Annotated in this window: 17 protein-coding genes and 2 tRNA genes; 14 read left to right on the forward strand and 5 right to left on the reverse strand. The window is 47.1% G+C overall.

What is annotated here, in order from left to right:
* The first annotated feature begins 33 nt into the window (after nucleotides 1–33).
* The 3 genes from MN210_RS05530 to MN210_RS05540 all read left to right on the forward strand — a co-directional run bounded on the left by MN210_RS05530 (nucleotide 34) and on the right by MN210_RS05540 (nucleotide 5520).
* On the forward strand, nucleotides 34–687 hold the full coding sequence (locus MN210_RS05530) for a DUF1543 domain-containing protein (protein ID WP_241879452.1): 654 nt from the start codon (nucleotides 34–36) through the stop codon (nucleotides 685–687).
* A gap of 441 nt (nucleotides 688–1128) precedes the next feature.
* A complete protein-coding gene (gene hrpA / locus MN210_RS05535) occupies nucleotides 1129–5307 on the forward strand; it encodes an ATP-dependent RNA helicase HrpA (protein ID WP_338412825.1) in 4179 nt (1392 codons plus the stop codon).
* A gap of 27 nt (nucleotides 5308–5334) precedes the next feature.
* The gene (locus tag MN210_RS05540) at nucleotides 5335–5520 is read left to right on the forward strand and encodes a hypothetical protein (protein ID WP_338412707.1); all 186 of its coding nucleotides are present in this window, start codon (nucleotides 5335–5337) and stop codon (nucleotides 5518–5520) included.
* 18 nt (nucleotides 5521–5538) lie between these two features.
* Here the strand turns inward: MN210_RS05540 and MN210_RS05545 are convergent, their stop codons facing one another.
* The 3 genes from MN210_RS05545 to MN210_RS05555 all read right to left on the reverse strand — a co-directional run bounded on the left by MN210_RS05545 (nucleotide 5539) and on the right by MN210_RS05555 (nucleotide 7124).
* The gene (locus MN210_RS05545; protein WP_338412708.1) at nucleotides 5539–6297 is read right to left on the reverse strand and encodes a siderophore-interacting protein; all 759 of its coding nucleotides are present in this window, start codon (nucleotides 6295–6297) and stop codon (nucleotides 5539–5541) included.
* A 618-nt stretch (nucleotides 6298–6915) separates the two neighbouring features.
* Nucleotides 6916–6992: transfer RNA gene (locus tag MN210_RS05550), tRNA-Asp, on the reverse strand.
* 56 nt (nucleotides 6993–7048) lie between these two features.
* Nucleotides 7049–7124 (reverse strand) — tRNA-Val (locus MN210_RS05555).
* A gap of 211 nt (nucleotides 7125–7335) precedes the next feature.
* Between MN210_RS05555 and ftsY the strand changes: the two genes are divergently transcribed.
* Both ftsY and MN210_RS05565 read left to right on the forward strand, forming a co-directional pair.
* Nucleotides 7336–8529, forward strand: coding sequence for a signal recognition particle-docking protein FtsY (gene ftsY / locus MN210_RS05560; protein WP_338412709.1), 1194 nt, complete (start codon nucleotides 7336–7338; stop codon nucleotides 8527–8529).
* Nucleotides 8530–8628: 99 nt separating this feature from the next.
* Nucleotides 8629–9192 carry a methylated-DNA--[protein]-cysteine S-methyltransferase gene (locus MN210_RS05565; RefSeq protein ID WP_338412710.1) on the forward strand — a complete coding sequence of 188 codons (564 nt, stop codon included), beginning with the start codon at nucleotides 8629–8631 and terminating at the stop codon, nucleotides 9190–9192.
* Here the strand turns inward: MN210_RS05565 and MN210_RS05570 are convergent.
* Nucleotides 9185–10183, reverse strand: a complete 999-nt coding sequence (locus tag MN210_RS05570; RefSeq protein WP_338412711.1) for a GlxA family transcriptional regulator — start codon at nucleotides 10181–10183, stop codon at nucleotides 9185–9187. The genes MN210_RS05565 and MN210_RS05570 overlap by 8 nt on opposite strands.
* Nucleotides 10184–10340: 157 nt before the next feature.
* On the opposite strand from MN210_RS05570, the gene MN210_RS05575 reads away from it, so the two are divergent.
* The 9 genes from MN210_RS05575 to MN210_RS05615 all read left to right on the forward strand — a co-directional run bounded on the left by MN210_RS05575 (nucleotide 10341) and on the right by MN210_RS05615 (nucleotide 21853).
* Nucleotides 10341–12146, forward strand: a complete 1806-nt coding sequence (locus tag MN210_RS05575) for an acyl-CoA dehydrogenase (protein ID WP_338412712.1) — start codon at nucleotides 10341–10343, stop codon at nucleotides 12144–12146.
* Nucleotides 12147–12190: 44 nt separating this feature from the next.
* Nucleotides 12191–12973, forward strand: a complete 783-nt coding sequence (locus MN210_RS05580; protein WP_155587763.1) for an SDR family NAD(P)-dependent oxidoreductase — start codon at nucleotides 12191–12193, stop codon at nucleotides 12971–12973.
* A 53-nt stretch (nucleotides 12974–13026) separates the two neighbouring features.
* Entirely contained in the window at nucleotides 13027–13788 is a 762-nt protein-coding gene (locus MN210_RS05585) for an SDR family oxidoreductase (RefSeq protein WP_241879461.1), read from the forward strand.
* A 207-nt stretch (nucleotides 13789–13995) separates the two neighbouring features.
* Nucleotides 13996–14757 carry a 2Fe-2S iron-sulfur cluster-binding protein gene (locus MN210_RS05590; RefSeq protein ID WP_338412713.1) on the forward strand — a complete coding sequence of 254 codons (762 nt, stop codon included), beginning with the start codon at nucleotides 13996–13998 and terminating at the stop codon, nucleotides 14755–14757.
* Entirely contained in the window at nucleotides 14754–15746 is a 993-nt protein-coding gene (locus MN210_RS05595) for an FAD binding domain-containing protein (RefSeq protein WP_338412714.1), read from the forward strand. The genes MN210_RS05590 and MN210_RS05595 overlap by 4 nt, the downstream gene beginning before the upstream one ends.
* A 2-nt stretch (nucleotides 15747–15748) precedes the next feature.
* A complete protein-coding gene (locus MN210_RS05600) occupies nucleotides 15749–18190 on the forward strand; it encodes a molybdopterin cofactor-binding domain-containing protein (protein ID WP_338412715.1) in 2442 nt (813 codons plus the stop codon).
* Nucleotides 18191–18207: 17 nt separating this feature from the next.
* Nucleotides 18208–19527 carry an XdhC family protein gene (locus tag MN210_RS05605; RefSeq protein WP_241879465.1) on the forward strand — a complete coding sequence of 440 codons (1320 nt, stop codon included), beginning with the start codon at nucleotides 18208–18210 and terminating at the stop codon, nucleotides 19525–19527.
* A gap of 33 nt (nucleotides 19528–19560) precedes the next feature.
* Nucleotides 19561–20388 (forward strand): NTP transferase domain-containing protein, encoded by an 828-nt coding sequence (locus MN210_RS05610; RefSeq protein WP_241879466.1) that lies wholly within the window; start codon nucleotides 19561–19563, stop codon nucleotides 20386–20388.
* Nucleotides 20389–20689: 301 nt separating this feature from the next.
* A complete protein-coding gene (locus MN210_RS05615) occupies nucleotides 20690–21853 on the forward strand; it encodes a cytochrome P450 (RefSeq protein WP_338412716.1) in 1164 nt (387 codons plus the stop codon).
* Nucleotides 21854–21992: 139 nt separating this feature from the next.
* On the opposite strand, the gene MN210_RS05620 is transcribed toward MN210_RS05615, so the two are convergent.
* Nucleotides 21993–22739: a YebC/PmpR family DNA-binding transcriptional regulator gene (locus MN210_RS05620; RefSeq protein ID WP_241879469.1), complete on the reverse strand. Its 747-nt coding sequence runs from the start codon at nucleotides 22737–22739 to the stop codon at nucleotides 21993–21995.
* Nucleotides 22740–22844: the final 105 nt, after the last annotated feature.

The raw sequence follows: 22844 nt of genomic DNA on the forward strand, positions 1-22844 counted from the left end.
AAATCATCCAGTATTGAGTCAAAGGGGCAGAGTATGACGACACTGTTTATGGTGCAGCTCGGCGCCACGCCAAAGGGTCGGCTGATTGAACAGCACGACATGTTCTTTGGGGTAGCAGATAAGGTAGGCGATTTGATAGATGCGATAAATGCCCACTGGCCTGCCGTCAAGAACAAATGGCATATCGACTCTTATCGTAGCGTCACTACGGTTATTAACCCTGATGGCAGTGCTTATCATATTGAGTGGCAGGACGATAATACTGCAGCGAAAGGCAATATAAACTCGTCAATTAAGAGTAACCAGAGCACAGATAACGCTTCCGACTTAAAACTGTTTTTTATTAATTTGGGTGGCTATCAAGAGGGCAGTATCGAAGAGTTTCATTACAAAATGCTGGTGGTTGCACCCACTCAAGCTACAGCAATGAAAGCGGCCGCCACGACCGAGTTTTATAAGCATTACAGCTATAATGACGACGATGTTCCCTTCAATGCCGCCTCACACATTGATAATAAACATCAGGTGGATGTCGATGATATCTATGATGTTGATGGTCTGCTAAGTGTTGGTCGACTGGCTATCACGCCTATACCTGTTGGTTCTATTGACTTTGATGAGGCTGTAGAGGATAAAAATTATGTCGGCTACCTCAGTCTCAAGACGCTTAAAAGTTTGGCGTTGTGAGTTTGGCATTATAAGTTAATTTCTCGTAATCAAGGGCAACTCAAAAATAACCGCTCAGCAGTGTTATAATAAACCCTTGATTGTGCGGCCATTACCCCTCATAAAACCCCCATGCCCTTTGAAATGATGGCATGAGAAATATAAAACGTCTTAGCGTCTAAAGTAGGGGTTCAAGCGGCCATACCCGCGCCCACGTCTGTTTATTTTACCCCGTACTGTTCTACCTTTTTATACTATAGATAGTTGTGTCACTGCAATGCTTTGCTGACCCCAAAACTCAAGCCGATAAAGCCAAAAAAACTTATGACTAAAGACACGAATAGCACTGCCTCCTCTAATCCTCAAGAGCCCTCGTTAATGCAGGCGCATCAACATAATGCGTCTGTGGTAGAGGATGGCTCAAACGATAAGATAAGCTCTAAATTGGCTGTTTTTGAATCGATGAAGGAGCTGCCGGTACTGGCCAAAGACCGTCATTTTCTAAGCCGCTTGCAGCGTGAATTATCACGTCCGCCAAAAAACGCAGACCCTAAAGTATTGGCAGACAAGCAAGCTAAGTTTGAGCAAATAAAGCAGCGCTCACAGCACGTGGTACAACAGCGTATTGATAGCATTCCTCATAATTTGCCGCAGCTGCTTAATGATGAGCTGCCAGTCAGTAAGCGCAGCACCGATATTATTCAGGCCATCACCGACCATCAAGTGATTATTGTGGCCGGTGAGACCGGCTCAGGTAAGACCACTCAGCTGCCGAAGCTTGCGATGCTGGCAGGCCGAGGTATTACGGGTCAGATTGGCCATACTCAGCCCAGACGACTGGCGGCGCGCAGTGTGGCCAACCGAATTGCTGAAGAGCTGGGTGAGCCACTTGGGGAAACCGTTAGCTTTAAGATTCGGTTTAATGAGCAAGGCAGCGCCCAATCCGTGGTCAAATTAATGACCGATGGTATCTTGCTGGCCGAGCTGGGTCATGATCGCTTTTTAACCCGTTATGACACAATTATTATCGATGAGGCGCATGAACGCAGCCTAAATATCGATTTTATTATGGGCTATTTAAAACAGCTGCTGCCTAAGCGTCCAGATTTGAAGGTGATTATTACCTCAGCCACCTTGGATACCGGACGTTTTAGTGAGTATTTTGCTCAGTATGACCCTGTTAAAAAGCGTATGGTGCCGGCGCCTGTTATTGATGTCGAGGGCCGAGGCTATCCAGTTGAAGTGCGCTATCGTCCGCTGACAGATACCCCAGTGAGCAGCTCAGATGACGACAGTTATGATGACTTTGAGGATAATCTGCCACGTGCGGTGGTGGCGGCGGTAGAGGAGTGCTTTGAAGATGCGATTGCTAAAGGGCATCCTGAGCATGCCGATATTCTGATATTTGCCGCAACCGAAGCAGAGATTCGTGAGATGCAAGAGGTGCTGGTGCAACATGGGCCGCGCCATACTGAAGTGCTGCCATTATTTGCGCGCCAGACTTACGCTGAGCAGCAGCGTATCTTTCAGCCCTCAGGTCGCGGCAGACGCATTGTTATTGCCACCAACGTGGCAGAGACCGCGCTGACTGTCCCGGGTATCCGCTATGTTATTGACTTAGGTTTTGCGCGTATCTCGCGGTATTCGTATCGCTCACGGGTACAAAGACTGCCTATTGAGGCCATCTCACAAGCGGCGGCCAACCAGCGTAAAGGGCGCTGTGGTCGTGTGGCGCCTGGGGTATGTATCCGCCTATATTCAGAAGAAGACTTCGCCAGTCGCCCTGAGTTTACTGAGCCTGAGATTCTGCGTACCAACTTAGCATCGGTGATTTTACAGATGGCAAGCTTGCGTCTGGGCACAGTAGAGAGCTTTGATTTTATCGAGCCACCTGATAGCCGCTTGGTCAAAGATGGCCGAAAGCTGCTCGATGAGCTCGGTGCACTGACGCCAAAAAATAGCGACAGTAAAAAACCTGTGGCTAAGCAAACACTCAATGATGTTAAGCTGACCCGTATTGGTCAAAAAATGGCACGCATGCCGATTGACCCAAGGCTTGCCCGTATGCTGGTCGCTGGTAGTGACTTTGATTGTATGCTTGAGATGCTTATCATTGTGGCTGCACTTGCGGTGCAAGATCCCAGAGAGCGTCCAGCCGAGAAGCGGGCTCAGGCTGATCAAAAACATGCTATTTTTCGTCAAGAAGACTCTGATTTTCTATTTTATCTAAGCCTATGGAACGCTCTATATGGCGGCGGTAGTAATAAGCTAAGCAGCAGTCAGCGCAAATCCTTTGCCAAAAAGCATTATCTAAGCTTCCCGCGTCTGCGTGAATGGGAGAAGACCTACCGCCAGCTTGAGCAAATGGTGACTGACCTAAAGCTGCTCACAGACTCTGGCACAGAGCATAAAGACAAGCCCCACACGCAAAATGACGCTGCTAAGGGCCAGCGTCATGCCAATCAGGCAGTAACAGTGGCCAAAAGCGTGGCCACGGACCTAATTGTTGATAATGCCAGTGATAACAAAGTCAATGAAGCGCAGCGTGCGGTGAAATATGCCAACCTGCATCGTGCGTTACTAACCGGCTTACTGTCTGTTATTGCGCATAAGACAGATCAGCGTGGTGAGTATCTGGCTGCACGTCAACAAAAAGCCAAAATATTCCCAGCCAGTACCGTGTTTAAGCAAGTACCTGCTTGGGTCATGGCATTCGAGATAGTCGAAACCTCGCAAGTGTTTATGCGCACCGTGGCAAAAATTGAGCCAGAATGGATTATCTCTGCCGGGGGCAATCTGCTTAAATACCATTACTTCGAGCCGCATTGGTCGAAGAAAACTGGTCGCGTGCGTGCTTATGCTCAGATCAGCTTATTTGGTCTGATTGTGGTCGCTAAGCAATTGACAAATTATGAGCAGATTAACCTAGAGGAGTCACGAGAAATATTCATTCGCGATGGTCTTGTGACTGGTAATCTGGGCCGTCAAGCGCCTTTCTTGCAGCACAATATGGACAAAATTGCAGATGTTGAGCGTATAGAAGAAAAGCTGCGTCGCCGTGATTTGTTAGTGGATGAAGAGGACTTATATCAATTCTACGAGCGCAAAATCCCGGAACACATCGCCAGCCGTAAAGCCTTTGAAGACTGGCGTGCTGATGTTGAAAAAGAAGACCCAAAATTCTTGTTCTTTACCGATGAGGATGTGCTGAAAGAGACGGCACCGACCACAGGCGAGTTCCCAGAGGTTTGGCAATTGGGTGATTTAAAGCTGCCTCTTAAATACGTGTTCGATCCGGCCTCTGAAGATGATGGGGTGACCATTAGAGTACCGCTTGCTGCCTTACCGCAGCTAGATGCCATTGAACTGTTATGGGGGGTACCAGGCTGGCGTTATGAGCTGGTACTGCAATTGCTCAAATCCTTGCCCAAAGAGATTCGCCGCAAGATTGTGCCCATTCCCAATACCGCAGACAGCTTATATGACGAGCTTGAAAAAAATCACCAGCAAGGTTTATTAAACCAGCTGTGCCAGGCTTTGCAGCGCCGCGGTGTGCTTGAGGTAAAACCAGAGGACTTTAATCCAAGCGCTATCGACCGTTACCTGCAGCCACAAATTTGTGTGGTTGATGACAAAAAGCGGGTCATTGAAAAAGGGCGTGATCTTAAAGCCTTGCAGCAACGTCATGCCAGCAAGACCAGTCAAGCGTTAAGCAGCAGCCAAGATACGCAAGGGGTACATACCAGCTTTCCTGGGCACTTTAGATTTAGCAAAAACCGTCATAGTGCCGGTATTGTGATGAAAGAGTTTTCTGCACTGGTGGCTGATGAGGCTGGCGAGGCGGTGACCATTCATCAATTTACCGATGTGACAGCAGCGCTAAAAGCGCATCGCAAAGGGGTATTGACCCTTATCCGCAGCAAACTCGGTGCCAAGCAAAAGCAGCTTACCAGTCAGATTGATAAGACCTTTAAGCTGGCCTTTGCGCCTTTAGGCGATATGGAGAAATTAAAGACCATCGTGGTAGACGCCACGCTTGACGCTACCTTAGAAGCGTACGCACCAAGCTTTCAAGATCATGACGAAGCGCTGCCTGATAATGCTGATAAAGTTGCTGAGAAATTGGCCAATCAGTTGCCGCTAGATGACACAGAGTTTGAAAAAACATCTGAAAAGGTATTGGCCAATTTCTTATTAGAAGGCCAAAAAGTGCTAAGACTGCTGCGAGATGTCTATGCGCGATGGCAGCGTATCCGCCGCAGCTTACTGATGCTTGATCGTGACGTGTTTGGTGAATCGATAGATGATATCGAGGATCAGCTTGATGATTTGCATTTGTCAGACTTTGTGTATCGTATGGCGTATGAGGATTGGCAGCAATATCCGCGTTATCTTGAAGCATTAGAGATACGCATTGAGCGCTTAGAGCATAATCTTGATGGCGATCTGGACGCGGTGTATGAGCTTGATGTCCATATGGAGCGTTTGGCGGGGCGTGCAGATGACGAGACCATTAGTGACTACCGCTGGCTGGTTGAGGAGTTTCGTATTCAGCTGTTTGCGCAGCCGATGAAAACCCGTCAATCGGTGTCACAAAAGCGGCTTAATAAAATGTGGGAACAGGTCAATGCTCGGCGGTAAATGTTAAAAAACCAAGAGACTTGCCTTATGTTGCCTGCTGTATTTAACGGCCATATCGGCTTTCTTCAACAGCCAGGCGGCGCTACAGCATTATTTAAACCAGGTCCTATTGAGTCTAAAAGAGCCACAGATAAACAGGCCTGGTTTAAAGCGCTGTATGTGTTGATACGTAAAAACGTTTACCGTTTTGGCCGCTTTTTATTGAGTGCTTAAATAAAGAGCGACAAGATATTATACCGCTTGCGTCTCTTCAAGGCGCTTGGCTATTTTGTGTTCATCATCACTGCTGTCGATTTTCCAGTAGCTTGAGATATACATTCTGCAAGGGGTAACGGGGCTTTCATGCTTAAAGTAATGTCGTAGCGCGCGCATGCTATTGAATTCGCAGGCAGCCCAGACTTCAGGCAGTCCTGCCGGCCAAGTCAGTGATTTTACTTTATCCAATAAAGGCGCCTTATCAGCGCTGGCATGCGGTACGATTATCCAATGTATCTCAATGTTTTTAGGTTTGGCCAGGTTTTGGATGTCTTGCTCGCTAAGTACTTCAATGACCGCATGGCCTGTGGCATCTTGTGGCATCTGCGCCAAATTTGCTGTGATGGCTGGTAGGGCAGTCATATCACCGACTAATAGGTACCAGTCAGCGCCAGGGCTGACAAGCTTAGTGGGACCTGGGCCTGCTACTAAGATGTCGTCGCCGACTTTTACGTTTTTGACCCATTTTAAGGCCGGACCCTCCACGCCATTATCGGTAGTTTCATGAAGCACAAAATCCACATCAATCTCAGTAGGACGCTGATTGATAATGGTATAAGAGCGCTTGGCTACCTGATGGTTCTGGGTATCGGGGAAGATGAATTTTAGATAAGCGCTTTCTTGCTGCGCAGGAAGAGTCTGCATGTCTGTGCCCCCCAAGGTGAGGCGGCGCATATTAGGAGTGATGTCTTCAATGTTTAGGACAGTTAAGGTTCTAGGAGCAGCTCTTGCCATAAATTATTTCCTCTTAGTCTTTGCAATATATTAAATGATAATCGTTATCATTTAATATATATAGGGCTGATTGCGAATAATTCAAGCTTCTTTTAATAAGGCGAATAAAGAGGCTAAGAGCCAGACTCAATGAATGACTTATACTCATAAACACAGCGGTATCTAGACCCACTGTGTTTATAACAGAGATAGATTACAGGTTTTTAGTCTATGGTTACGCTGACCCCTGCCGTCAAATCCGTATAGTTAAACTTGGGAGATTTTAATTAGCCAGCTTAACGATAAGGGCAAATTTGGGATCAGTTAGCATAACCAATTTTTAACAACCTTGGTCACAAAGTGGTCACCATTTGGTCACCGAGTATCTAGTCACCGTAGTTTAACTTAATTAACTATTAGAATAGATTAATGATTTTTCACTACTTGAATATCTAATAACGGAAATTAAGAATGACTAGGAATAATTTTAACTCTAGAATTAAAATCTTATAAAGCCCTTATTAATCAAAACCTTGAGAAGGGGTGACTAAAACCATCACCCACAAAAAAACCTCAAGTATTTCTACTTGAGGTTGAAACTGTGCGCTTAATTAAATAAGTAAGCTAAGTTTTAAAATATGGCGCAGCGGACGGGACTCGAACCCGCGACCCCCGGCGTGACAGGCCGGTATTCTAACCAACTGAACTACCGCTGCTTAGGTCGCTTTAGAATGTTTAGCCACTTTCTAAAAAAGTGGTACTCTATAAAGAGTGGTGGGTGATGACGGATTCGAACCGCCGACATTCTGCGTGTAAGGCAGACGCTCTACCAACTGAGCTAATCACCCTGAATGTAGGAGCGTATTATATACATATATCAATATGTGTCAAATTTTTTCTGCAAAAAAGTGGAGAAAATTCAAAATTTTGATTTTAGGGGGCTAAATAAGGGGATTTATCCTGGTTTGGGGCAGATATGGTAAACTACGCGGTAATTAAATACTGTATCTCATGATGACACATGCAAAACCATAACTGTAAATAAAATAAGAGACGCCCATGAATAATGCAAATAATCCGACCCGCGTGGTCATTGACCTCGATGGTAGCTTAGATGAATTGGACGATGATGACATCACGTTGCCGGATTTGGCTGAGCCGCAAGACATACCTATTATCGAGACCCCTCGTGTGGTGCAGGCCGCCGCAGACACAAAACCTAACTCCGTCTCCTCGACATCTACCACTGCCAGCTCAGTAACCTCAACGCCAGAGCTAGTCGCTCAGACGCTGACACAAAGTGAGCAGCAAAAAGAGGACAAAAAGCGTGGCGGTTGGTTCTCACGTATGAAGTCTGGACTCTCTAAGTCGCGTAAGAATCTGGCTGAAGGCGTTGCTAATATCCTAATTGGTGGCAAAGAGATTGATGATGAGCTACTTGAGGAGGTTGAAGATCAGCTGTTAGTAGCCGATATTGGTGTCGAAGCGACAGACAAAATTATCAAAAGTTTAACCGAGCAGACCGCCCGCGGTGATTTGATTTATTCGCATTCTTTATATAAAGCCTTACAAAAAGAGCTGGTTGAGATTCTTGAGCCAAAAGTGGCCCCGCTGATCATTGATACCAGTAAAAAGCCCTTTGTAATTTTAATGGTAGGGGTGAATGGGGTGGGTAAAACCACAACCATCGGTAAGCTTGCTAAGCGCTTACAAGCTGAAGGCAAGTCGGTGATGTTGGCAGCTGGTGATACTTTCCGTGCGGCAGCGACAGAGCAGCTACAAGTATGGGGTGAGCGTAATAATATTCCTGTGATTGCCCAAGGGCATGGCGCTGATAGTGCATCGGTCGTATTCGATGCCATGCAATCTGCCAAAGCCAAAAATATCGATGTGCTAATCGCCGATACAGCTGGCCGCCTGCAAAACAAAACTCACCTGATGGCTGAGCTTGAAAAAGTAGTTCGCATCATGCGCAAATCTGATCCCACGGCGCCGCACGAGGGCATGATTGTATTAGATGCTGGTACTGGCCAAAACGCCATCAATCAGGTCAAAATCTTTAACGATGCGGTGCCCCTAACCGGCATTACCATCACCAAACTTGACGGCACAGCCAAAGGTGGTGTGGTATTTAACATTGCCAATACCACAGATATTCCGATTCGCTATATCGGGGTGGGTGAGTCTATTGATGACTTACGTGCCTTTAGTCCGAAGCAGTTTGTGGCTGCATTGTTTGAAACCGATGAATAATAGGCTTGTGTCTATCTCAAAAAGTAACCTTTACTCTTAAAAAAATGGCATCATAAGGTGCCATTTTTTTGTTTGAGACCTGTTTTGAGGCCTGTGATTATGATTGTAACTACCACCTCTTTTGCCCAGCATAGCTTACTGCTTATTGCTTCAGATATACCCTCTGCAGAGCCCAAATTGGTCAGCTTAGATTGGCTAGCCAAGGGTCAACAGTGGTCTGACTCAAAGTCACTGGCACCGCTAAAAAAGCGTCATCGACTAGTGGATGATGATTTTCAGTTTATTGACGAAAATAGCCTAAGCAAAGATAACCCAATTGAGTTACTGCTCATAACCACCATCACCCAATTACAGCAGTATCTAAAAGGTGAGCGCCAACAGTTTGATATTGCACTAGACTGGTCGTTGGGTACGCCATTTCAGCAAAATGTCTGGCGGGCGTTGCAACAAATTGCTTATGGAGACACTATAAGCTATGCACAATTGGCGCAAAATATAAACAAACCCACCGCCTACCGAGCGGTGGCCAATGCCAATGGCAAAAACCCCTTTAGTATTATCATTCCCTGTCATAGAGTAGTGGCCAGTGATGGTGGCTTGGGCGGCTATACTGGTGGGCTTGATAAAAAACGCCTGTTACTACAACTAGAAACGCTCAGCTAACAGTGCGAGCAAATTTATTTTGATACGCTTTTGGGGTTAGGTGCGTGGCACGCTTAAACAAACGGCTAAATGAGGATAAATCATGATAGCCCACTTGATAGGCGAGTGACTTGATGCTCACATCGGCCGACTCTAATAGGCGTTTTGCCTGCTCAATACGTACCGCTTGAATATACTCTATCGGCCGCATAGACAGGCAGGATTGGAAGCGGCGGTTTAAGGTGCGCGGTGTGATATTGACCCGCTTGGCCAAGTCGCTGACTTGCAGCGGCTCGGCAAAATTTTGTTCGATATACGCTTGAATTTGGGTCACCACTGGGTCTGAGTGTGGCGTATGCAAGGTGACATTGGTGTAACTGTCCTGATGACCGGTTTTTTTGTCAATTACTTGAGTCTTGGCCACTTGCGCTGAGATTTCACGCCCACAATAGCGCTCTATTAACAATAGCGCTAAATCATAAAACGCACTGCCGCCTGCGGCGCAAAATATATTATCTGACTGAGTGACGAAGTGCTGTTGTTGCAGGTTCACATTGGGAAAATCTTGCTTAAATTTATTGGCATAGCCCCAGTGAGTAGTCGCCGCTCTTCCCTCCAATAGACCAGCTTTTGCCAATAAAAAGGCGCCACTACAGTTGCTGGCTATATCGGTACCAGTGTTGGCAAGGCGCTGCAGCTCAGTTAGCAGCTCAGTGCTGTGTGCCAATACCTTATCAATAGAGTCGCCAATAGTGGGAATAAGCAGCAAATCACAGTGTTCAATCTCTTTGATATCACAGTGCGCTTGGATAATTAAACGATTGCTACAGCGAATATCGGCCTTTTGTAAACTGGCAATCTGTACGTTAAATTTAGGCTGTATGTCTTGATCCAAAAAACGCTGCCAACTGACACCGGTAAAAGAGAACAAATCTAGAGCACCCGTCAGGGCGCTGCCCAGCACCCCATCAAATCCTACGATAACGACTTTAAATGGTGCCCTGTCACTCATGAAGACTCCTTAGTTTGCGGCGTAATACGGTAATCAATTGGGCAGGTTAACCCTAATAGATGTCAGTTACCACCTTAATTATGTCATAAATGACAATGTGGTAAGGCATAAAAATGAACTAATATTGAACCACTGATGATTGTTAAGAGAGAACAGCATGGACGCACAGAGCTTAATTAATGAGTTTGAGTTACCCTTTCAGCTTTACGATGTACTAAATACCGAGCAATTATGTCAGCACCCTAAATTCGCTGAACATTCACGTGATACCTTCGATGCCACCATCGATACCGCCAAAAAAATAGCCACCGATCTCTTCTTACCGCATAACACAGTCGCTGATAAAAACGAGCCACAGTTCGATGGCAAAAAGGTAACGATGCTCAATGACGTAAAAGTAGCCTTTGATGCTTATCGCCATTCTGGCTTTATCGCCGGCCGCTATGATTTTGATCAAGGCGGTATGCAGTTACCTGAGACGGTGATGACGGCGGTGGCCGGTTACTTTATGGCAGCCAATCCATCGACCACTGCTTATCCATTTTTGACCACTGCAGCGATTAATGTGTTGATGCACTTTGCCAATGATGAGGTAAAACAAGCCTTTGTACCACGCATGCTCAGCGGTGATTTTACCGGTACTATGGCTTTGACTGAACCGCATGCCGGATCTTCTCTTGCCGATATCAGAACCACCGCCACACCCCATTATGACGGCACTTATCGTATCCGTGGTAGCAAGATTTATATCTCAGGCGGAGATCATGAGTTAGCTGAAAACATTGTGCATTTGGTGTTGGCCAAAGTGCCAGGCGGTCCTGCTGGCGTGAAGGGCATATCGCTATTTGCGGTACCAAAATACCGCTTGGATGCTAATGGCAAACCTGCTGAGCGTAACGATGTACATTTGGCCGGTCTAATTCATAAGCTGGGCTACCGCGGCACCACGTCAACGGCGCTTAGCTTTGGCGATGCCAATGACTGTGTTGGCTATCTGATTGGCGAGGTGCATTTTGGCCTACGCTATATGTTTAAGATGATGAATGAGGCACGCATTGCAGTAGGCTTTGGCGCAGCTATGATTGGCTATCGTGGCTATCAGTATTCGCTGGCCTATGCCAAAGACCGTTTGCAAGGACGAGTGGCCCCACATCTTAAGCCTGATGATCCTGCGGCGGCCATCATCGAGCATGGCGATGTCAAGCGTATGCTATTGGCACAAAAGGCCTATAGCGAAGGCGGCATGGCTTTGTGTCTGTATGGCTCAAATCTCATTGATCGTATCAATACCTGCGATGATGACACACAAAAACAAGCCTTGTCTGAACTGCTGGATTTATTAACCCCTGTCTTAAAAGCTTGGCCTTCAGAATATGGCCCCAAAGCCAATGATTTAGGTATTCAGGTATTGGGCGGCGCAGGCTACACCCGAGAGTATCAAGCAGAGCAGTTTTGGCGTGATAATCGTTTAAACCCCATTCACGAGGGCACCAATGGCATACAAGCCTTGGACTTAACTTTCCGCAAATTATGGCAAAATCAAGGGCTTGGATTACAGGTATTGCAGCAAGAAATCGCTCGAGACTTGATTGCCATTTCGACGTCGCAAACCGCGAAGCTTGCTAACAAATTGCAGATCTATATCGAACAGCTACAGCCGCTGCTACAGCATGTGGGTCAAACCCTAAGCACACCAAAAGCTGCCACCTTGAGTGCCAATGCACAAGCTTTAATGACGGTATTTGCCACTATTGTTATGAGTTGGATTTGGATTCGCCAAGCCAGCAAGGCCGAGCAGCAATTAGCACTCACTGAAGATGGCGCTAAGCAAAACTTTTATCGTGGCAAAATTCAAGCAGCAAAATACTTCATCGATTGGGAGCTGCCGCTCATCCAGCGTGATATTGAGCTGCTGACCACGGACAATGCGGTGTGCCACAGCATGCAGCCTGAGTGGTTCTAACGGATCTAATTTAACATAAAAACCTAACTAAGCTGAGTATCAAAATGGAATTTGAACCCAACAAAACTGTCGCCAACGTCCTCAACAAACGCATCTTAATCACAGGCGGTGCTTCCGGTATTGGCGCGGCCAGTGCAAAGCTATTGGCCAGTCGCGGCGCTAAGATAATCATTGCTGATTTGGCTGAAGACTTAGGCCATGCTTTAGCACAGCAAGCTTGGGCGTCAGATCACACGATAAGCTTTATGAAAGTAGATGTCACTCAAGCTGCTGAGGTTAACGCATTATTTGCTTATGCCGTAGAGCAGCTGGGAGGCCTTGATGTGGTGATCAATAATGCTGGGGTCGATCATCCGCCAGCGCCGCTACACCAGTTAACGGAAGATGACTTTGATCGTTGTATGACGGTGAATGTCAAAGGGGTTTGGCACTGTATGCGCGCGGCCATTGCTTGCTTGAGTCCTCATGGCGGTGGTCACGTTATTAATGTGGCCTCTATTGCTGGTCTACGCTCAGCCCCCATGCTGTCAGCTTATAGCGCCTCAAAGCATGCAGTGATTGGACTGACTAAGTCTGCTGCTATTGAGTATGCCCGTGCCAATATAAGGTTTAATGCCGTCTGCCCAAGCTTTATTGATACCCCTATGGTGCGCAACAGCATGCTTAATATGAATGAAAAGCAGCAGCACGCTTTACTCAACGCCAGTCCGATGCGCCGACTGGGCAAAGTTGAAGAAGTTGCCAGTGCGATTGCTTGGCTGGCCAGTGATGAAAGCAGCTTTATGAATGGTCACAGCTTAACTTTAGATGGGGGTATGTTGGCATAATAAAGCCGCATCTTGCCTGTGACCTGTATTTATCTACTAAAAAGGAATTTTTTATGAAAGACTTATTTGATTTAACTGGAAAAGTAGCACTGGTCACCGGAGCCAGCCGCGGGATAGGAGAGGCCATTGCTCGCTTATTGGCAAATTATGGTGCCGAGGTAATTGTATCGAGCCGTAAGCTTGAAGCCTGCCAAGCAGTCGCGGATAGTATCGTTAAGGACGGCGGCAAGGCCAGCGCTTATGCGTGTCATGTGGGAGATATGTCTCAGATTGATGCGATATTTGAGTATATTAGAGACACGTTTGGTCGCATAGATATTTTGGTCAACAATGCTGCAGCCAATCCTTATTATGGTCATATTCTAGATACTGACTTGTTGGCCTTTAATAAAACCTTAGAGGTAAATATCCAAGGCTACTTCTTTATGTCGACGGCAGCTGGCAAGATGATGCGCGAGCAAGGGAGCGGGGTAATCTTAAATACCGCTTCAGTAAACGGCGTTACTCCAGGGGATAAACAAGGCATTTACTCTATTACCAAAGCGGCGGTCATAAGCATGACCAAAGCCTTTGCTAAAGAATGTGGGCCGCTCAATATTCGAGTGAATGCTTTGCTGCCAGGCTTGACTGATACCAAGTTTGCCTCAGCACTGACCAGCAATGATAAGGTGCTTAATATGGCGCTGGCTATGATTCCGCTTAAGCGTGTGGCACAGCCAGAGGAAATGGCTGGCACGGTGCTATATTTGGTCTCTGATGCGTCAAGTTATACCACAGGCGCTTGTATCAATGTCGATGGTGGACTGCTCGCTTAAGCCTATTTAAGGCCCCGCTGTTTGTAACCCTCATGAGATGCCCATGAGGGTTTTTTTATTAAAAAGTCTAGTGTTTATTTTCGTGTTTACTTAAATGCACAGTCTCACAACATTTTATCATTAAATAAAATGTGGATTTTCATTAGGATAGATAAGAGCTCAGTTTAACCAAGACTTTCCCAAACTTACTTGCCAGCGGACGCCAGCATGACTACTTTATCGCTTACGATTAATAATAATCTCTATCACTTCGAGGACCTTGACCCTCGCACCACCTTACTTGACTTATGTCGTCATCACCTACAAATCACCGGACCCAAAAAAGGCTGTGACCACGGGCAGTGCGGGGCTTGCACCATACTCATTAATGGTCAGCGCATTAACAGCTGCTTAACCTTAGCGGTGATGCACGAGGGCGATGAGATTACCACCATTGAAGGTATTGGTCTGCCAGAGACGCTCTCTGATTTGCAGCAAGCTTTTAAAGAGCATGATGCCTTTCAGTGTGGCTATTGTACGCCCGGTCAAATTTGCTCGGCCACAGCGCTGATTGAGGAAGTCAAACAAAACTGGCCAAGCTATGTCACTGAAGATCTAAAAAATCCGGATGGCGCTTTAATCCAAGAAGTTGCAGAGCGTATGAGTGGTAATATTTGTCGCTGCTCAGCGTATCCTAATATCATTAATGCCATCTCTGAGGTATTACAAAAGGAGTTACAAAAACAGGTCAATCAGAGCAAATCAGTGGCGCATCCATCGAGCTTAGATAACCTAGATAACTTACATAACTTAGATAGCTCATTAGACAGTTCAGGCAACCCAAGCAATAAGCCGGCAGTCTTGGCAGCAGTGAGCGGTATATGGTCGCCACCGCCAAGCCAGTCTCAAGTCCATAAAGACCAAGCCCATAAAGACAATGCCAATAAAAGCACCAACAATCAGTCGCAAGCTGTAGGAGACAACTCATGAAACGTTTTGACTATGTCCGTGCCAGTGAGTTGACGCCTGCCTGCAAAGCGGCCAGTGTCGAGGGGGCAGCCTTTATCGGCGGTGGTACCAATTTGCTGGATTTAATGAAGTTTGAAATTGAAACCCCGATTAAGCTGGTGGACATCACTCAGCTTGAATTAAAGCAAGTAGAGCCGACCGTAGCGGGCGGATTACGCATCGGTGCGCTGGTGACCAATAGTGATTTGGCAGCGCATCCCAGCGTTATTGAAAATTATCCAGTGCTGTCACGGGCAATATTGGCCGGTGCAACGGGGCAATTACGTAATAAAGCAACCACAGGGGGTAACTTCTTACAGCGTACCCGCTGCTATTACTTCTATCAGCCTGATAGTCCGTGTAATAAGCGCAATCCAGGCAGTGGTTGCCCTTCCATTAACGGGGAGAATCGCTCCCTTGCTATCTTGGGTACCAGTGAGCACTGTATCGCCCAGCACCCCTCTGACATGGCGGTCGCAATGAGGCTGCTTGATGCAACTTTAGAAACCCAAAAGGCCGATGGCAGCACACGTCAGATAGCGATTAAAGATTTTTATCAGTTGCCCAAAGACACGCCGCATATTGAAACCGTGCTAGAGGCAGGAGAGATGATTACTCATATTATTCTACCGCCGCAGACAGCAGGGATGCACACCTACGATAAGATACGTGATAGAGCCTCGTATGCCTTTGCTTTGGTATCCTGCGCGGCTGTTATTGATGCTGATGAGACAGGCACTTTGACTACCGTACGTTTGGCCTTTGGTGGTATTGGTACTCAGCCTTGGCGTAATGAGGCGGTTGAGGATGCCTTAGTCGGTACTAAGGGCGGTATCCCAGACATTGTTCATGCGGCGAATATCTTATTAGAGCAGGCTCAAGGATGGGGGCAAAATGATTTTAAGATCACTTTGACTCGCCGCTTATTAAAACAAATCATTCAGCGCGCGCTTGCCGCTAAGGACGCATAATCATGGCTTTATTTAATTCAAACGCGACCAAAAAGATGGTAATGAATGAGCCGGTCGAGACGTTATTTGATAAAACCTCAAGCCAACTGGTCGGTAAGTCTGTCACTCGGGTGGATGGTGCCTTAAAGGTAAGCGGGCAGGCAACATATGCTGCTGAATACCACCGTGACGGTCAAGTCTATGGGGTCTTAGTAGGGGCGACCATTGCCAAAGGTAAAGTAAAAAAGATTGATACAGAGTCCGTCACTGATATTCCTGGTGTGATTAAAGTGGTGACAGATGCTCAGCATTTTTTGCGCAATTCGCAGCAGGGCGGTGAGTTAGAGGCACCAACACAAGGTGCAGTAGAGATTGCTTATCATGGTCAGCCCATTGCTGTCGTGGTTGGTGAGACCTTTGAGGCGGCGACGGAGGGGGCTAAAGCACTGCTGGTTCATTATGAAGATGAGACGGATAATGCGGCATTGGATTTTGATAAGGCTTTAGCAGACGCGCATGAAGTCGATGAAGATGCAGGCTCAGATAATAATGCCGAGCAGGGTAATCCTGAGCAAGGACTAAAGTCGGCTGCGGTGACATTAGATCGTACTTATACCACGCCCAGCCAAAGCAACTCGCCGATGGAGCCGCATTCTACCTTGGCTTATTGGGAGGAAGATAAGTTAACCCTTTATGCCTCTAATCAGATGGTGGCCTTTAGTAAAAAACAAATCGCAGACGCTCTGGATTTAGATGATGATCAGGTGCATCTGATTTCACGCTTTGTGGGTGGCGGCTTTGGTAGCAAGCTTGGCATCTCCCCTGAGATTATTGCCGCTGCCGTAGCAGCCAAGCAAGTAGAGCGTCCTGTGCTTATTATGATGACCCGCCCGCAAGTGATGGAGGCGACGGTACGCCGCTCGAACACGCAGCAGCGTATTGCAATCGGCTGTGATGAAAACGGAATGATTGATACACTGATTCACGATACGATTTCAAGTAACTTGCCCGGTGAAGGCTTCTTTGAGCCAGCCGGATTATCGACTCATTTTTTATATCGCGGTGAAAACCGCAGAGTCCATTACAAAAAGACAGACATGAACTGGACGCTAGCAGGCTCTATGCGCGCGCCAGGTGAGGCTGTGGGTCAGATTGCACTAGAGTGTGCGATGGATGAGCTGGCCTGTCAGCTTAATATAGATCCTATTGAGCTGCGTCGCCGTAATGAGCCCGAAAAAGACCCGTCACAAGACATTCCTTTTTCCACCCGTCAGTTGCTGGCGTGTATGGAGCAAGGGGCTAAAGCCTTTGGTTGGGAGGACAAACACAGTCCCGAGCCGGCCAGTCGTCAACAAGGGGATTGGTGGATTGGCACAGGGATGGCAGTGGCTTCTCGAGGGAACAGCCTATTACCCGCCGAAGCACGGGCCACCTTACAGCTTGATCCGGCCAAGACATTTGGGGTCAAAGCAGTGATTGAGTCAGATATGACCGATATTGGTACCGGCTCGTATACGGTATTCTCCCAAGTGGCCGCTGATTTGTTAGGACTGCCCATCGATCATATTGAGATGACATTGGGCGACAGTGCTTTGCCGGCCTCATCTGGCTCAGGTGGTAGCTTTGGGGCGGCCAGTGCAGGCAGTAGTATTTATTTAGCCTGTGCCAAGCTGCGGGAGCAAATCGCTGAAAAGGTCGGACTACATGCCGATACCATACAGCTTACGCAAGGTCAAGTACAACAGCAGGGTGAACATCAAGCAAGTTTACTACAGTCTGGCATTGAAACCGGAAAAGCGGCTCTGCAAAGTGCAGCGGATGCGGTGCTTAAGTCCGTCGATACGGCGGCACAAAAAGCGGGTTTGGATAGCGATTTGGGCAGTGATAAAAACAATTCTGCTGACTATTTTAGCGATAGCAACAGCCATGCGTTGGCAGATATTATCGCAAGCTATGAGGATCAAAAACTTAGTGCCAAAGGACAGATTGCCCCAGGCAAAAATGGTAAAACACACCGTCAAGCCTGTTTTGGCGCTAACTTCGCTGAGGTAGCTGTACACCGCTATACCGGCGAGATTCGAGTGAAGAATATGACCGGTGCCTTTACAGCCGGACGTATCTTAAACCACAAGCTGGCGACCTCACAGTGCTATGGGGGTATGGTGTTTGGCATTGGTTCGGCACTGATGGAGGAGGTCATCCACGACAAGCATGATGGCCGCTTATGCAATCATGATTTGGCAGAATATCATCTGCCAGTCAATGCCGATGTGCCACAGCTTGAGGTTATTTTAGTCGAAGAAGATGACCCATATACCAATCCAATGCACATCAAAGGCATAGGTGAGACGGCCATCTCTGGCGCAGCGGCGGCCATCGCTAATGCGGTCTATAACGCGGTTGGGGTACGTATTTATGACTTTCCGATTACGCTAGATAAGCTGATTGATCACTTACCTGACTAACAGCAAAAGGTACCCTTATGAGCAATCAGATATCTGATATTCTGCAGCTGGCCGATCAGGCCATCGCCACTGATACAGAGGCGGTGCTTGCAACAGTCGTACACATTGAAGGCTCTGCTTACCGTAAGCCTGGTGCCATGATGCTTATCTGCGCTGATGGTCAGTCGGTGGGTATGATAAGTGGCGGCTGCTTAGAGCCGCATATCATAAAAAAGGCGTTATGGCTGACCCGAAATGGCCCGGTGGTACAGGTCTATCAAACGGGTGAGGATTTGCCCGAGGAGGGTGCTGCAAAGACGCAGGCTGTCGATGATATTGAGTTTAGTATTCAAACAGAGCTTAACTTTGGTCTGGGCTGTAATGGGCGGGTACATGTGCTGTTTGAGCGCCTAGATACTGCCAAAGCGTATCTTAAGATGATTAAACAGGTTCGACAGACCCAGCAGCCGGTGACAATGGCGACGTTAATCCGCTCACAAGAGGCGAACCACCCAGTGGGCTTACACGTTCAGTTAGCGTCAGATCCTAATTTAGTACAAGTCGCTTCTGTTAACAACATTTCCGCTGATTGTGATGAGCTAATTAATCAAGCCATCCAAAGCTTATCGGCCAAATATGTGTCAGCCAAACATACAGCCAAGCACATAGGGTCTGGCCTAACACAAAAACCAACCGATTTTGCCACTATTACCAGTATGGCTCAGCAAGATATCACTCAGCCGTTACAGACTCAGTGGCTGGTTCAGCAGCTGCAACCGCAAAAGCGGCTGCTTATCTGCGGCGCTGGCAATGATGTGCAGCCGCTGGTGCGCTTAGCCAAAATGCAGGATTGGCACGTCACTGTGATTGACAGTCGCTCTCACTATGCTACTCGTTCACGCTTTATGGAAGCTGACCAAGTCCAGTGTGTGCCGCTTGAGGATACCCAGACCTTATTGGCACTGAGCCAAAATGCAGCGGTGGCAGTGATGTCGCACAGCCTTACTCAAGATAGAGCACGGCTGCAAGTGCTGCTTGCCAATCCGCCTTTATATTTAGGACAGCTGGGCCCCAAATACCGTACTGAGCGCCTAATCGATGAGATTAAGCAAGCGTATCAGGGCGATGTTAATGGCTTAGAGCAAGGTATCAGTCAGTTGTATTATCCCATCGGCTATAAGCTGGGTGGTGATGGGCCTGAGGCGTTGGCGCTAGGAGTTATGGCGCAAATCAGTGCAGTGATGCATGGCAAAGAAAACACACTCAGTGCGTCTATAAATGCAAAGGAGATGAAGCAGGCGTCTCAGCCGAAGACAGCGTCAGATAGACGGTATAAAGACAGATGGGCCGCTCAGTGATAAGGGTGGTTTTAATCAAATGAGTGTTTCTAAATGAGTATTTCTAGCTTATCCAAACTATCCGAATTATCTACTGTTTCTGTATCGCCACAAGCGCCACCTGAGCATGCGGTTATCCTGTTGGCCAGTGGGTTAAGCAAGCGCTTGGGCCAGCCAAAGCAGCTACTTACAATAGACGCACAGCCACTGCTTGAGGTGATGACCCAACGTGCATTGGTTACCTCTCCCAAAGCGGTTATGCTGGTCGTACCCGAGTCTCATAGCATTATCCACCCCTTGGCCAAAAAATTGGCTGCTCAGCACGATGTGCTCACCCCAGTGTTCAACTCATGTCCAGAGCAGGGCATGGCTTATAGTTTAAATTTGGGCATTGATGCGCTTAATAAAAAAGTAGCACAGGGACTGAGCGTAAAAAGAGTGGTTATCATGGGGGTTGATCAGATATTACTGGATACGCCGCATTTGCATCAGCTGCTGGTCAGCCATCAGCAAGCTATTCAAGCCGTTCACGCTATTGGCGATAATCCGGTTGATAACAACAGTCCAGCGATGAACAAGAATTTAGCAGATAGCAAGGTTGTCGCCAGTGGCTATGGCCGCTCTTATAAAGACTTACCTGAATTATCATCCAATAAGGCAGCCAAGCCTAATACAAATATTGCCGGTCTTCCTATTACCATTGATTACGAGCGATTAACCCAGTGGCAGCCAACACTCACAGGTGATAAAGGGCTGCGTGATTTAATTAGAAGTTTGGATGATAAGCAGCTTCATGTGATTGATAACATAAAGCTTAGCTTGGATATAGACACACCTGAGCAGCTAAGCTTTGCGCAGCAACAAGGCTGGCTAGATTGTTAAAATGGCTAATACCTTTTCTAAAAAACAACTTCTAAAAAACAACCTACCATTGTTGATTTTTAGATTTGGTATAACAATCGCTTATGATAAATACGCTGGCAGCAGTCTGCTTCATAACAGTAAATAACAGCAAAGCGTGAAGTGTAAGCCTTTCGTATTACTGACAACGTAGGTGGACAACGTATACTAGAGATTAAGGACACAAGGTCTTGTGGTTGCGGTTAGACAGAATATAAGAGTGACTCAAGTCTTGTTTTATATTTTATGATGTGACATATGAGTTGATTGTCTGGGAGGTATCATGTTTGGCGATTCTAAAATTAAAGCGTTATATGCAGAAGATGACCAGCGAAGCCTGACAGATAAGCGGCGGCAGCAGCACGATATTATAAAAAACGAGGCCGGTGAGTGGGTACTGTTACGCCATGCTGATGTGAAAGCAGCGGCGCTTGATGATGATGCTTTCTCTAGTCATGTCTCGCGGTTTTTACAAATCCCGAATGGCTTAGACGGCGCAGAGCATGATCAGTACAGAGCACTGATTAATCGCTATCTTAGTCAAGAGGCCATTACCCCTTATGTGCCGCTTTTTCAGCAAGTAGCCACAGAGCTGGTTAGCGAACTACCAAAAGGAGAGGTTATTAACGCGGTTACGGATATAGGAACTGTCTTTGCAGTACGTGCTCAGTGTCAATGGCTAGGCTGGCCTGCAGAGGTTGAGCCTATCTTAGTACAATGGGTCAATGACAACCACCAAGCCAGCCGTTTAAAAGACCATGCCAAGCTTGCGGCAGTGGCACAGGATTTTAATGAAATTATTCGCTCGGTTATCGCCCCATTTCGGGATACATACTCTGCTGCTGCTAGCCATAACAAAGCAAATCAAGACAGCATAACAGCGCAGCTATGCCGTGAGCAAATAAAGGGACGCCCGCTTAACGAGGCGGAAATCGTGTCTATTTTGCGCAACTGGACAGGGGGTGATTTGGGGTCTATGGCATTATGTGTGGGCGTAGTGGTGGCTTATCTTGCCCATCATCCTAAGCAGCTACAGCACTGTGCCAATGCCTCTGATGCAGAGCTTGAGGCCATTATTGATGAGATACTGCGTCTTGATAATCCTTTCCCCTCAAACCGTAGGATAACCAAGTGTCCGGTGACTCTAGGCGAGCATCAATTGCCTAAAGGGGCTAAGGTGCATTTAGACTGGATTTCAGCAAACCGCGATGAGGCTGTATTTGGTAAAGATATCTTTGATCCAGTCAGACATGCAGCGGATAATCTGGTCTATGGTATTGGCTGGCATGTGTGCCCAGGGCGATTATTGGCTACTTGGCAGCTTAGAATCCTTATCCGAGCACTGCTTGCGCATGTCGAGGCGATCACGCCAGCACCGAATGAGTTATTTGAACGGCAGCTGCCTCCGTTAGGTGGGTATAGTCGTGTGCCTGTTGTTTTAAGTTAATATTGTTATCTATTTTGGCTATACTTTACATCGTAAGACTAAAAAAGCAGCCCCTATTGACATAGTGGCTGCTTTTTTTATGCTATTGTTGATAACGCTATGATTGTTAGTAGTGATAATATTTAAAGCGACTAACCACCTAGCCTAACTGCGCTAATACCTCATCAGTGAAGTCGACGTTGGTATGCACATCTTGTACATCGTCTAAATCTTCTAGCATATCGATCATTTTCATCACTTTTTCGGCATCATCGATATTATCGATAAGCGCGGTGGTCGAAGGCGACATGGTAACCTCAGCATTGCTCGACTCATAGCCGGCTGCATCTAACGCATCTTTTACCGCACCAAAAGTGTCAGGCTCAGTGATGACAAGTAAGCTTTCGCCATCATTTTCGATATCGACAGCACCAGCATCTAACGCCACTAACATAATCTCATCTTCAAGTGAGACATCATCAAAAATGATTTCACCGCGTTTGGTGAATAGATAAGCCACCGAGCCTGCGGTGCCTAGGTTGCCGCTAAACTTGGTAAAGGCGTGACGCACTTCACTGACGGTACGGTTTACGTTGTCAGTCATGGTCTCAACCAAGACAGCCACACCGCCCACACCATAGCCTTCGTAGGTCAGCTCGTCCATTTCGCCGCCGTCAGAGTTACCGGCACCGCGCTCGATGGCACGCTTGATGGTGTCTTTGGTCATGTTGGCCGATAGAGCTTTTTCGACTGCAGCACGTAGGCGAGGGTTAGATTCTGGGTCAGGGTCACCTTGTTTGGTCGCTGAAACCAGCTCACGAATGATTTTGGTGAAGATTTTGCCGCGCTTGGCATCCTCTTTGGCCTTTTTGTGCTTAATATTTGCCCATTTAGAATGACCTGCCATAATATGGTTATCCTTATCAATTACGTTAAACAAATCAAGGGTATTATCCGCTTGGAGTGTATAAAAAAGACCTAGCACCCTCGGCAGCTGTAATAATAGGCCAGC

The sequence above is a fragment of the Psychrobacter raelei genome, assembly GCF_022631235.3.
Classification (GTDB): Bacteria; Pseudomonadota; Gammaproteobacteria; order Pseudomonadales; family Moraxellaceae; genus Psychrobacter; species Psychrobacter raelei.

Coding starts and splice junctions, on each gene's coding strand:
- MN210_RS05585 (WP_241879461.1), top strand. CDS start 13,027: ATGAAAGACTTATTTGATTTAACTGGAAAAGTAGCACTGGTCACCGGA.
- MN210_RS05530 (WP_241879452.1), top strand. CDS start 34: ATGACGACACTGTTTATGGTGCAGCTCGGCGCCACGCCAAAGGGTCGG.
- MN210_RS05565 (WP_338412710.1), top strand. CDS start 8,629: ATGATTGTAACTACCACCTCTTTTGCCCAGCATAGCTTACTGCTTATT.
- MN210_RS05615 (WP_338412716.1), top strand. CDS start 20,690: ATGTTTGGCGATTCTAAAATTAAAGCGTTATATGCAGAAGATGACCAG.
- MN210_RS05610 (WP_241879466.1), top strand. CDS start 19,561: ATGAGTATTTCTAGCTTATCCAAACTATCCGAATTATCTACTGTTTCT.
- hrpA (WP_338412825.1), top strand. CDS start 1,129: ATGAAGGAGCTGCCGGTACTGGCCAAAGACCGTCATTTTCTAAGCCGC.
- MN210_RS05605 (WP_241879465.1), top strand. CDS start 18,208: ATGAGCAATCAGATATCTGATATTCTGCAGCTGGCCGATCAGGCCATC.
- MN210_RS05575 (WP_338412712.1), top strand. CDS start 10,341: ATGGACGCACAGAGCTTAATTAATGAGTTTGAGTTACCCTTTCAGCTT.
- ftsY (WP_338412709.1), top strand. CDS start 7,336: ATGAATAATGCAAATAATCCGACCCGCGTGGTCATTGACCTCGATGGT.
- MN210_RS05595 (WP_338412714.1), top strand. CDS start 14,754: ATGAAACGTTTTGACTATGTCCGTGCCAGTGAGTTGACGCCTGCCTGC.
- MN210_RS05580 (WP_155587763.1), top strand. CDS start 12,191: ATGGAATTTGAACCCAACAAAACTGTCGCCAACGTCCTCAACAAACGC.
- MN210_RS05620 (WP_241879469.1), bottom strand. CDS start 22,739: ATGGCAGGTCATTCTAAATGGGCAAATATTAAGCACAAAAAGGCCAAA.
- MN210_RS05590 (WP_338412713.1), top strand. CDS start 13,996: ATGACTACTTTATCGCTTACGATTAATAATAATCTCTATCACTTCGAG.
- MN210_RS05540 (WP_338412707.1), top strand. CDS start 5,335: ATGTTGCCTGCTGTATTTAACGGCCATATCGGCTTTCTTCAACAGCCA.
- MN210_RS05545 (WP_338412708.1), bottom strand. CDS start 6,297: ATGGCAAGAGCTGCTCCTAGAACCTTAACTGTCCTAAACATTGAAGAC.
- MN210_RS05570 (WP_338412711.1), bottom strand. CDS start 10,183: ATGAGTGACAGGGCACCATTTAAAGTCGTTATCGTAGGATTTGATGGG.
- MN210_RS05600 (WP_338412715.1), top strand. CDS start 15,749: ATGGCTTTATTTAATTCAAACGCGACCAAAAAGATGGTAATGAATGAG.